This window comes from Actinomycetospora soli (assembly GCF_021026295.1).
Classification (GTDB): Bacteria; Actinomycetota; Actinomycetes; order Mycobacteriales; family Pseudonocardiaceae; genus Actinomycetospora; species Actinomycetospora soli.
The window spans coordinates 17,288-28,191 of record NZ_JAJNDA010000038.1; the positions used below are offsets into that span (position 1 = coordinate 17,288).

At 70.0% G+C, this 10,904-nt stretch carries 13 protein-coding genes and 1 pseudogene; 12 read left to right on the forward strand and 2 right to left on the reverse strand.

What is annotated here, in order from left to right:
* Positions 1–106: 106 nt before the first annotated feature.
* The 8 genes from LN037_RS30640 (at position 107) to LN037_RS34150 (ending at position 6,611) form a co-directional block, all read left to right on the forward strand.
* Positions 107–988, forward strand: a complete 882-nt coding sequence (locus tag LN037_RS30640; protein WP_230760653.1) for an acetaldehyde dehydrogenase (acetylating) — start codon at positions 107–109, stop codon at positions 986–988.
* Positions 985–2,052, forward strand: coding sequence for a 4-hydroxy-2-oxovalerate aldolase (dmpG, locus tag LN037_RS30645; protein ID WP_230760655.1), 1,068 nt, complete (start codon positions 985–987; stop codon positions 2,050–2,052). Before LN037_RS30640 ends, dmpG begins: the two co-directional genes overlap by 4 nt.
* Positions 2,049–3,515: an aldehyde dehydrogenase gene (locus LN037_RS30650; protein ID WP_230760657.1), complete on the forward strand. Its 1,467-nt coding sequence runs from the start codon at positions 2,049–2,051 to the stop codon at positions 3,513–3,515. The genes dmpG and LN037_RS30650 overlap by 4 nt, the downstream gene beginning before the upstream one ends.
* Positions 3,512–3,916 (forward strand): RidA family protein, encoded by a 405-nt coding sequence (locus LN037_RS30655; RefSeq protein ID WP_230760659.1) that lies wholly within the window; start codon positions 3,512–3,514, stop codon positions 3,914–3,916. Before LN037_RS30650 ends, LN037_RS30655 begins: the two co-directional genes overlap by 4 nt.
* The gene (locus tag LN037_RS30660) at positions 3,913–4,161 is read left to right on the forward strand and encodes a DUF2795 domain-containing protein (protein ID WP_230760661.1); all 249 of its coding nucleotides are present in this window, start codon (positions 3,913–3,915) and stop codon (positions 4,159–4,161) included. The genes LN037_RS30655 and LN037_RS30660 overlap by 4 nt, the downstream gene beginning before the upstream one ends.
* On the forward strand, positions 4,158–4,976 hold the full coding sequence (locus LN037_RS30665; RefSeq protein WP_230760662.1) for a 2-keto-4-pentenoate hydratase: 819 nt from the start codon (positions 4,158–4,160) through the stop codon (positions 4,974–4,976). Before LN037_RS30660 ends, LN037_RS30665 begins: the two co-directional genes overlap by 4 nt.
* The gene (locus tag LN037_RS30670; RefSeq protein WP_372460568.1) at positions 4,973–5,764 is read left to right on the forward strand and encodes a 2-keto-4-pentenoate hydratase; all 792 of its coding nucleotides are present in this window, start codon (positions 4,973–4,975) and stop codon (positions 5,762–5,764) included. Before LN037_RS30665 ends, LN037_RS30670 begins: the two co-directional genes overlap by 4 nt.
* Positions 5,765–5,831: 67 nt before the next feature.
* Positions 5,832–6,611: an IclR family transcriptional regulator gene (locus LN037_RS34150; RefSeq protein ID WP_443611907.1), complete on the forward strand. Its 780-nt coding sequence runs from the start codon at positions 5,832–5,834 to the stop codon at positions 6,609–6,611.
* A gap of 19 nt (positions 6,612–6,630) precedes the next feature.
* On the opposite strand, the gene LN037_RS30685 is transcribed toward LN037_RS34150, so the two are convergent.
* Both LN037_RS30685 and LN037_RS30690 read right to left on the reverse strand, forming a co-directional pair.
* Positions 6,631–7,632: an IclR family transcriptional regulator gene (locus tag LN037_RS30685; protein ID WP_230760664.1), complete on the reverse strand. Its 1,002-nt coding sequence runs from the start codon at positions 7,630–7,632 to the stop codon at positions 6,631–6,633.
* Positions 7,633–7,855: 223 nt separating this feature from the next.
* Complete coding sequence (locus LN037_RS30690) at positions 7,856–8,509, reverse strand: hypothetical protein (RefSeq protein WP_230760666.1); 654 nt, start codon at positions 8,507–8,509, stop codon at positions 7,856–7,858.
* 199 nt (positions 8,510–8,708) lie between these two features.
* On the opposite strand from LN037_RS30690, the gene LN037_RS30695 reads away from it, so the two are divergent.
* The 4 genes and pseudogenes from LN037_RS30695 to LN037_RS30710 form a co-directional block, all read left to right on the forward strand.
* Entirely contained in the window at positions 8,709–9,347 is a 639-nt protein-coding gene (locus tag LN037_RS30695) for a cytochrome P450 (RefSeq protein WP_230760668.1), read from the forward strand.
* Positions 9,347–9,550, forward strand: a complete 204-nt coding sequence (locus LN037_RS30700; protein ID WP_230760670.1) for a ferredoxin — start codon at positions 9,347–9,349, stop codon at positions 9,548–9,550. The genes LN037_RS30695 and LN037_RS30700 overlap by 1 nt, the downstream gene beginning before the upstream one ends.
* Before the next feature lie 2 nt (positions 9,551–9,552).
* Positions 9,553–10,695 (forward strand): NAD(P)/FAD-dependent oxidoreductase, encoded by a 1,143-nt coding sequence (locus tag LN037_RS30705; protein WP_230760671.1) that lies wholly within the window; start codon positions 9,553–9,555, stop codon positions 10,693–10,695.
* 96 nt (positions 10,696–10,791) lie between these two features.
* Positions 10,792–10,904, forward strand: a pseudogene (locus LN037_RS30710) (S-(hydroxymethyl)mycothiol dehydrogenase); the annotation flags it as partial.

Consider the following 10,904-nt stretch of genomic DNA (forward strand, 5'->3'; position numbering starts at 1 on the left):
ACGGTTCGCTGCTTAGCGTCGCCCCAGCTTCCGGCGGACGCCCGTGCTGACACATCGAGTCGGTGGGGTGTTCGCGTCGGGGACGTCGGCTGGCGAAGGGTGCGAGATGACGGAACGACTTCGGGCGGCGATCGTCGGCTCGGGCAACATCGGAACGGACCTGCTGTACAAGCTGCAGCGGTCGGAGTTGGTCGAACCGCGCTACATGGTGGGGATCGACCCGGACAGCGAGGGGCTGCGCCGCGCCCGCGGGATGGGCCTGGAGGCGTCGGCCGAGGGCATCGACTGGCTGTTGGCGCGCCCCGAGGTACCCCACATCGTGTTCGAGGCGACGTCGGCGAAGGTCCACGCGGCCGCAGCCCCGCGCTACGCGGACGCCGGCATCCGCGCGATCGACCTGACGCCGGCGTCGGTCGGGCCCTACGTCGTCCCGGCGGTCAACCTCGACGAACACATCGACGCACCCAACGTCAACATGGTCAGCTGTGCCGGCCAGGCGACCATCCCGATCCTCTACGCGATCAACCAGGCCGCGGACGCCTCCTACGGCGAGATCGTGGCCGCGATCGCCAGCGCCAGCGCAGGGCCCGGCACGCGGCAGAACCTGAGCGAGTTCAGCGAGAAGACCGGGAAGGCCCTGGCTCACGTGGCCGGCGCCGACCGCGCGAAGGCGATCTCGGTCGTCAACCCGGCCGAGCCGCCCATGATCATGCGGGACACCGTCTACGCCACGGTCCGCAACCCCGACGCCGACGCCATCGAGCGCGCCGTCCGGGACATGGTCGCCAAGGTCCAGACCTACGTCCCCGGGTACCGGTTGCGGTTCGTCGACGTCGACGGCGACCAGGCCACGGTGATGCTCGAGGTCGAGGGCGCCGGCGACTTCCTGCCCAAGTACGCCGGGAACCTCGACATCATCACCGCCGCCGCTGTCCAGGTCGCCGAAGCCATGGCCCGCAAGACCGTTCAGGACGGAGTTCCGGCATGACCGCCACCGACAACGACACCGGCTCGCGCCCCCGGGTCACCCTCGTCGACACCAGCCTGCGCGACGGCATGAGCAGCGTGTCCCACAAGTTCACGCCCGAACAGGTCGCCCAGGTGGCCTCCGGACTCGACAAGGCCGGCATCCACACTATCGAGGTGGCGCACGGCATCGGCCTCGGCGCCTCGTCGATCCAGTACGGGTTCGCCGCAGCCACCGACCCGGAGTACGTCCGGGCGGCCGTGGAGGCCGTGACCGCGGCGGACATCGCGGTGCTCTACGTCCCCGGGATCGCCACCCTCGCCGAGCTCGACGCCGCGCGTGAGGCCGGCGCGAACACGGTTCGCGTGGCCGTGCACTGCACCGAGGCCGACTGCGCCGAGCAGCCCATCAGGTGGGCTCGCGAGCAGGGCATGCGCGTCATGAGCTTCCTCATGATGAGCCACAAGCTCGAGCCCGCCGCCCTCGCCGAGCAGGCCGCCAAGTTGGACTCCTACGGAGCCCAGGTCATCTACGTCGTCGACTCCGCGGGCGCGCTGGTGCCGCGCGGCGCCGGGGCGCGGGTGGCGGCCCTGCGGGAGGCGGTCTCGGCCGATCTCGGCTTCCACGCCCACAACAACCTCGGCGTCGGCATCGCCAACGCACTCGCGGCTGCCGAACATGGCGCGACCTACATCGACGGTTCCCTGCGCGGACTCGGTGCGAGCGCCGGCAACGCACAGACCGAGGTCCTCGCGGCCGCCTTCGAGCGGGCCGGCTACGACACTGGGGTCGACCTGTTCCCGCTGATCGACGTCGCCGAGTACGTCATGGCCCCGATGATGACCGAACCGCAGATCGTCGACGAGACCGCGCTCGTGCTCGGTTATGCCGGGGTGTACTCGACCTTCTTCCACCCGACCAAGCGGGCTGCCAAGAAGTACGGCGTCCGTACCCGCGACATCCTCATGGAGCTCGGCCGCCGCGGAGTCATCGGCGGCCAGGAGGACATGATCATCGATGTGGCGGCCGAGCTCGCGGGCCGCTCCGACGTCGCCTCCGGCACGACGGTGGGAGCCTCCCGATGACGGCGGTCGAGGCCCAGCAGGTACGCCACCTCATCGGGAAGGACTGGGTCGAGGCGTCGTCGGGGCAGACGTTCGAGAGCCGCGACCCGCACGACGGGTCGTTGCTCGGTACGGTCGCCCGCGGCACCAGCGCCGACGGCGAGGCGGCGATCGCAGCCGCCCGTCAGGCCTTCGACGAGGGCCCGTGGCCACGAATGGCCCCCAAGGAGCGGCGGACGATCCTGCACGCCGTCGCCGACGCCGTCGACGCCCACCGCGACGAGCTGGCGATGACCGAGACCCGCGACGGCGGCAAGACCATCACCCAGTCGCTGCACGCGGAAATCCCGCGGGTCGCCCTGAATCTGCGGTTCTTCGGCGACTACGTGGCGATGGCAGCGAACGAGGCCTACCCCGACGGTGACCTGCTCTCCTACACGCTCTACCCACCGGCCGGCGTGGTCTCGGCGATCAGCCCGTGGAATGCGCCGCTGATGCTCGCCACCTGGAAGATCGCGCCCGCACTGGCCTTCGGCAACACCGCCGTGCTCAAGCCCGCCCCACAGACCCCGCTCACCGCGGCCCGCTTCGCAGAGCTCGCCCTGGAAGCGGGGCTCCCCGAGGGAGTCCTCAACGTCGTCCAGGGCTTCGGCGGCGACGAGGTCGCGGGCCCGCTCACCGCCGACCCACGCGTCGACCGGGTGACCTTCACCGGCTCGAGCGCCACCGGCACCAAGGTCATGGCTGCCGCGGCGGCGAACCTGACACCGGTGTCCGCGGAACTCGGGGGCAAGTCCGCGACGATCGTCTTCGACGACGCAGACCTCGACGTGGCAGTTCCCATCGCGCTGCGGGCGGTCTTCGCCGGCAACGGGCAGGTGTGCCTGGCAGGCACCCGACTGCTCGTCCAGAACGGGATCCGGGAGGCGTTCCTCGAGCGCTTCACCGCCGAGGCCCGCAAGCTCAAGGTCGGTGATCCCAAGGAGGCCGACACCTTCATGGGCCCCCTGATCGAGCAGCAGCACCTCGACAAGGTCCACGGCTACGTCGACCTCGCCCGGTCCGAGGGTGGCGAGATCGTCATCGGCGGCGAGCGGCTCTCCTCCCCCGGGCTCGCGGACGGCTTCTACTACCCGCCGACGATCATCACCGGGCTCAACAACCAGGCCCGGACGGCACGGGAGGAGATCTTCGGCCCGGTGGAGACCGTCATCGGCTTCGACACCGAGGACGAGGCCCTGTCGATCACCAACGACAGCCCGTACGGACTGGCCGGCATCCTCCTCACCCAGAACCTCGATCGCGCCCACCGGCTCGCCGCGCACTGGAAGGCGGGCACCGTGTGGATCAACTGCTTCTTCGAGCGGGACCTGCGCCTGCCCTTCGGCGGCGAGGGCGTCAGCGGGGTGGGACGCGAGGGAGGTCACTACTCGCGGGACTTCTTCACCGAGCCGCGAGCGGTGACCATGAGGCTGCGCGGATGACCGCCGCCGAGCGCGCGCTGGCGCGGCACTCCGTGGACGCCCCGGGATGTGAGCACGCGACCCCCATCCCGCCGGCGAGCCGCATCGGCCCGCTCCTGGCCTCGAGCGTGATCGTCCCCTTCGACGTCGGCACCCGCGACGTCCCCGGTGACGTCGATACCCAGGTGGCGAACCTGTTCGACCGTGCCGGGCGCATCCTGACCGCCGGTGGGGCCGGCTGGGACGACGTCGCCCGCATGACCTTCTTCGTCACGAGCGCGTCGAGTCGCGACGTGATCGACCGGCTGTGGACGACGCACTTCCCCGATCCCGCTCACCGGCCGGCACGCATGACGCAGATCGCGACCCTGCCCGACCCGATGGAGGTGCAATGCGAGTTCCTGGCCGTGGTCCCGTCGTGAGCCGCCAGCCCGACCACGCGACGCTCACCACGCTCTGCCCGGTGCTGGCCGGGCTCCGGTTCCCCGTTCGCACCTGGCACCTGCTGGTGGCTGCCGAGGACTACGGGGCATCCGCCGAGCTGCGGAACCGCCTCCGCCAGCTCCCCGACCGCCCGTTCACGAGCGTGGAGGACGTCGCGCGGGCCCTCGGGCTCCCGCATCCGGTCGTCCCGTCCACGATTCGCACCACGGGGGTCCCGGCGTGAGCGCGCCGACGGCGACCGGGGAGACGGCGCTGCACCGCGACGCGGCCGAGCACCTTCTCGGGGCCTATGCCGCAGGGAAGGCGGTCGCGCCGGTCGTCGAGGCGTTCCCGCAGGCGACGATCACCGACGCGTACCGCATCCAGCAGGTCCAGGTGGCTCGCTGGGTCGCCGACGGCGACCGCGTCCGGGGCCACAAGGTCGGTCTGGCATCCGCGGCGATGCAACGCCAGGCAGGCGTGAACCAACCCGACTACGGCCATCTCACGCAGAGCATGTTCTTCCTGGAGCACGAGCCGATCCCCCCGGGGACCTTCCTCCAGCCACGGATCGAGCCGGAGATCGCCTTCGTCCTGGCACGCCCGCTCCGTGGCCCGGGCGTGACGGTCGCCGACGCCGTGAGCGCGATCGACTTCGTTCTCCCCGCCCTCGAGATCGTCGACTCGCGGGTGGCCGACTGGCGCATCGGCATCGTCGACACGATCTCCGACAACGCCTCGTCCGGTGGGGTCGTCCTCGGCGCCACCCCGGTCTCACCGCGTTCGGTCGACCTCCGCCTGACCGGCTGCGTCCTGCACCACAACGGAGTCGTGGCCGCCACCGGGGCCGGAGGAGCCGTGCTCGGCTCCCCGATCAACAGCCTCGTCTGGCTGGCCAACACCGTGGGCCCGTTGGGCATCGAGCTCGAGGCCGGCCACGTCGTGCTGCCCGGCTCGATGACCAGCGCCCAGACCATCTCCGCGGGCGACACCGTCGCCACCACCATCGCCGGCGTCGGCAGCGTCACCGCTGTCATGGGCCGGGAGGAGAGCCAGTGACGACGACCGGAACCACCTGGGACATCGCCTCCGTCGTCGACACCCTGCTGGAGGCAGAACGCACCGCGACCGCCCGCTCCTCGATCGCGAAGGAGTGGCCCGGGCTGGACGTCGCGACGGCCTACGACGCGCAGGACCTCGCGCTGCGGCGCCGCCACGAGCGCGGCGAGCGCACCGTCGGCGTGAAGCTCGGGCTCACCTCCAAGGCCAAGCAGGCCCAGATGAAGGTCGACGAGCCGTCCGTCGCGTGGCTCACCGACGCCATGGAGCTCAAGGCCGGTCGCTCGATACCCGTCGACGAGCTGATCCACCCGCGGGTCGAGCCCGAGATCGTCTTCGTTCTCGACAAGCCCCTACGGGGTCCCGGCGTCACTGCGGCATCGGCCCTCGCGGCCGTCGGCGTGGTGATGGCCGGACTGGAGATCATCGACAGCCGTTTCGCCGGCTACGGCTTCACGCTGCCCGACGGCATCGCCGACAACAACTCCTCGGGTCTGTTCGCCACCGGCTCCGTGGCCTGTGCCCCGAACGGCCTGGACCTGGCGCTCGAGGGGTGTCTGCTCGAGATCGACGGTGCGGTCGTGGACAGCGCCACCGGCGCCGCGGTGCTCGGACACCCCGCCGAGGCACTGGCCTTCGCCGCCAACCAGTTCGGGCGGCGCGGCCACACCCTCGAACCGGGGTGGATCGTGCTAACCGGGGGCCTGACCAACGCCGTACCGGTGGAGGCGGGAGCTCGCATCGCGGCACACTTCAGCCACCTGGGCTCGGTGGTCGTGAGCGGCTGACGGCAGGACTGCCACGACACGGCTCGGGACAACGACCTGGCCGTTCCTGAGAAGCCCGAGGTGCCCAATGGCGGTGGAAGCCGAGTCGTCCCCACTCTCCGCCGGAGACGGCGACTCGGTCCGCCGTGTCACGGCGGTCCTCGACGCACTCGCCGCGAGCTCGCGGCCCCTCGGCGTCTCGGAACTCGCCCGGCGGACCGGACTCCCGAAGTCCTCGGCCCAGCGACTGCTCCGCGCGCTCGCCGCGGTCGGCCTTCTGGAGCGTCGCGAATCCGGCTACTGCCTCGGGCTCCGCCTGTTCGAGCTCGGGCAGCGGGTCCCTCGTCAACGAGACATCCGCGACGCGGCCCGGCCCTACATGGCCGACCTCCGCGAGGTCACCCGGCTGACGGTGAACCTCGCCGTCCTGGAGGGCCTCGAGGTCGTCTACCTCGACGTCGTCCGAGGTCCGGACGCTCCGGCGCTACCCACATCGCCCGGTGGCCGCTTCCTCGCCCACGCGACGGGAATCGGTAAGGCCATCCTCGCCTTCTCGTCACCCGAGACCGTCAACCGTGTACTGCAGGGTCCGCTCCCGAAGCTCGGCGAGCACACCATCACCGATCCGGTTCTGCTCAAACTCGAACTCAGCCGGATCGCGTCGGTCGGGATCGCCTACGACCGCGAGGAATCGCGGCAGGGTGTCGTCTGCGCCGCCAGCCCCGTCTTCGGCGAGGACGGCGAGGTCATCGCCGGGCTGTCGGTCTCGGGATGGAACACGCGCATGGACCTCGACCGGGCAGCAGCCGCGGTACGCACCTCTGCTCTGTCGTTGTCGCGAGCGGTGCGGCAGCGGCAGCTCGGCTAGAAGTCCCACCCACCGACGGTCACGCCGGAGCCAGGTCCTGCTCCGCGACGTCGGAGGTCTGCACGGAAGCGCCGGCAAATCGGCTCGACGCATTCCGCGCGGCTGCGATCACAGCCTCCCGGAGCTCGATCCGACGTTTCTCGAAGCGGCCGGCCGGGACGGTGACGCTGATGGCGGCGACGACGCTACCGAGGTCGTCGCGGACCGGGGCCGCGAGGCAGTGCACGTCGGGGACGGCCTCGGCATGGTCGACGGCGTGGCCCGCCGCCCGGACCAGACGCAGGTCGTCGAGCAGCAGGTTCGGGTCGGTGATCGTGGATTCGGTCAGCCGCCGGCAGGGACGGCTCTCCAGGATGCGCAGCACCTCGCCCGACTCACGGTGCGCGAGCAGGATCTTGCCCAGAGCCGAGCAGTGCGCGTCGAGGTGCGATCCGACCCGCGCGCCCGTCACGTTGACCTGATGATTCCCGACGATCTTGTCGAGGTAGAGGACCTGGTGACGGTCGAGGACGCCGAGGTGGACCGTCTCGCCCAGAGCAGCCGACAGGCTCGCCAGAGCGGGCGCGACGACCGAGCGGACGTCGACCGAGGCACGGAGGGTCTCGCTCAGCTCGACGACCCGCCAGCCGAGGCGGTAGCGCCCGCGGGACCGGCACTGGAGCAGCCCCGTCTCGACCAGGCTGGACAGCAGCGCATGGGCCGAGGACCGAGGAACGCCGATGCCTTCGGCGACCTCCGAGACGCCCCACTCCGGACGGTCAGCGGTGAACAGGTCGAGCACCGGACCGATCTTCTGCACCGTCTGCAGCACGTTGCCTCCGCATCGTTGCGAGTCGGACCGGACAACAGGGACCTGGATCACGTGGTCGCCTGTGTGTCCGCTCACGCAGTAGACCCCCGATCGACCGGAGCTGTCGAAAGGCCGTGCCGTTGACCGGCACACTTTTTTTTCCGGGTCGGCTCTCCGCCGTCGCACGTCTTCATGGACTCGAGACCCACGCGTCACGATCGCCGACGGCACTCATGCGTCGCCCCCTGCCCACGTGCTCGCATCTTGTCGACCTGCGCCGATCGCGGGACGAGCCGAACTCGCCGCCCGGCGACGGACGTCCGTCTCGCCGGAGGTCCAGGGGGCCAGGACGCGCCGCGACGTCCGAGTCGCGGATACGCGGCCCACTTCCGATGTTCACCTCGGGAACGGGTTCCGCGCCGGTCACCGGACCGGTCAGCGCGAGAGCCGCCGATCAGCATCGCCCGGCAAGCGGTACGACCCACCATCGCTTCGGGGCGAAGTTCAGGATGGCCGCACCGTGTTTGTGACGCGGCACGCAGCCCGGCCAGTCTCGTCGAGGCCGGGCCGGGGACGGCTCGGCCGAGCCCGCGACATCGCGCGGGGCGCCCGACCACCACCCGGCTCCGTGGCCGATGCCTGTCGAGCAGCACGAGGAGAGGCATCGATGAGCACCGTCGAGCGTCCAATCGGGGAGAACTTCGACCCGCTCAACCCCCACACCGCTCTCGAGTACTACACCCGTGCCCGCAACGAGCAGCCGGTGTTCTACAACCCCGGTCTGAACGTCTGGGTCGTCACCAAGTACGAAGACATCAACGACATCGAGCGCGTCGTCGGCACGCAGAAGTTCACCGCGCGGGGCGCTCTGAACCTCGTCAAGCCGCCGTGCCCGGCGGCGCTGGACATCATCGTCAATGCCGGCATCAAGGTCGACCAGAGCATCGTCGACGAGGACCCGCCCACGCACACGGTCAAGCGCAAGATTCTGCGCGAGTACCTGCACGAGGACACGATCAACAAGTTCGGACCCCAGGTCCGCGAGCTCGTCAGCAAGAAGCTCGACAGCCTCGTCAAGCTCGGTGCATGCGACCTCGTCAGCGACCACGTCTTCGAGATCCCGGCCCGGGTCATCTTCCAGCTCATGGACGTCCCGGCTGAAGACATGGAGCGCGTGCGCGAGTACGCGAGTACGCGAAGGGCAACGGCAAGTTCGGCTTCGGCATCCCGACCGACGAGGAGCAGGTCGAGGACGCCGAGGGGATCGCGAAGTACTGGGAGTACGCCCACGCCACGTCGACGCCCTGATGGAGAACCCGGGCGACGACATCATGAGCCACTACATCCGGCGGCTCCAGGAGGAGGACGGAGACCTCTTCCGGATCGAAGATGCCTACACGATCATGCTCCAGCTGCTGTTCGCGGGGCACGAGACCACCACGAACTCGTCGGGCAACGCGTTCCGCTTCCTGCTCGAGAACCGCGACCAGTGGGACATGCTGGTCAGCGACCCCTCGCTCATCCCGCAGGCCATCGACGAGGTTCTCCGCTACGCCACGCCGGTGCCGCACTGGCGACGCACCACCACCGAGGACGTGACGATCCAGGGCGTCACCATCCCCGAGGGCGAGACCGTCATGATCGCGTTGGCCTCGGCCAACCACGACGAGGACGTCTTCCCGGAGCCGGGCAAGCTCGACATCTGCCGCAAGAACGCCAAGCACCACCTCGCGTTCGGCAAGGGCCGCCACCGCTGCCTCGGCGAGGCGCTGGCCCGCCTCGAGATGAAGATCATCCTCGAGGAGCTCATCCGTCGACTGCCGTACGCGCAACTCGTCGCGGGTCAGCCATGGATCTACGGCGAGAACATCTCGCACCGCGGTGTCGAGCACGTGAAGGTCACCTGGGACCCGTCGCAGAACCCGCTGCCGGAAGACCGCCCCTGATGCTGCGGGCCGCGCCGGGCGCAGGTCGCCCGACGCGGCCCGTGTCCACCACCGCAGAGGAGAACGAGATGTCGATGAAGATTGTGGTCGACTACGAGCTGTGCGAGGGACACGGCGAGTGTGTCGTGGCCGCACCGGAGGTCTTCGACCTCGACGAGGCCGTGAAGATCTGCCCGATCGCCGCGCTGCAACTGGAGGGCTGACCGTGCGACGCATCGTCATCGTCGGTGCAGGGCTGGCTGGCCTGCGAGCTGGTCAGGAGCTCCGCGAGAGGGGCTTCGACGGCGAGTTGTCGATCGTCGGCGACGAGCATCACCTGCCATACAACCGACCGCCCCTGTCCGAGCAGGTGCGCGCCGGCGACATGGAACCGCACGAGTGCGAGTTCAGCCGCGACGACGTCGATGCGTCATGGATGCTGGGGCGTCCGGCGACCGAGCTCGACACCGGCCGCCGGATCGTTCGTCTCGCCGACGACACGGAGCTACGCTACGACGGCTTGGTCATCGCGACCGGTCGGCGCGCCCGCGAGTGGCCGGAGCTGACCGCCATGGACGGCTTCCACGTCCTCCGGGGGCTCGACGACGCGATTCGGCTACGCGAGGCGGTGGCCAGCAAGCCGCGGGTCGTCATCATCGGCGCCGGGTTCATCGGCCGCGAGGTCGCAGCGACACTGCGCAAGCGCGGGCTCGAGGAGGTCACGCTCGTCGACGTTGCCTCCCACCCGATGCCCGTCCTCGGCCCTGTCATCGGCGAGCGGGCCGCTCGCCTGCACACCGACCAGGGCGTCGGGCTCTACTGCGGTACCAAGGTCGAGCGGTTCGAGGGCGCGGATCACGTGGAGGCCGTCCACCTCACGGACGGAACCCGCCTCCCGGCCGACGTCGTCCTCATCGCCCTGGGCTCCGTGGCGAACACCGAATGGCTCCGAGACTCCGACCTCGAGCTCCGCGAGGGCAACGTCCTCTGCGACGAGCGTTGCTTCGCCCTCGGGCACGACGACATCGTCGCGGCCGGCGATGTGGCGACCTGGCCGCATCCGCGCGCCGACGGACCGATCCGCGTCGAGCACTGGACCAACGCCGCCGAGATGGGGCGCCGTGCGGCGGCGAACCTGCTGGACCCGGCTGCGGCGGTCGCCTACGTCCCGGTGCCGACGTTCTGGTCCGACCAGTACGACGCGAAGATCAAATCGGTGGGTCTCTTCGGTCGGTCCGAACGGGTGTCGATCATCGAGGAAGACCTGGACACCGGTTGCCTCGTTGTCGAGGGCCACCTGGCGACGACATGGTTGGGGCGGTCACCTTCAACAAGAACAAGTCGTTCACCGCCTACAAACGGCAACTGACGTCGCAGTACAACAGCTGACCAGGAAACTCGATCCGCCCCGATCGAACCGGGGCGAGCGGAAGGAGCGAAGCGGGTGCCTTAGGAGGTCCGGGGCGTGGTGTCCCGGGAGAAGGGCAAGCCGGTCACCGTCGAGACGATCGTGATCCCCGATCCGGGTCCCGGTGAGGCCGTGGTCGCGATCCAGGCGTGCGGGGTGTGCCACACCGA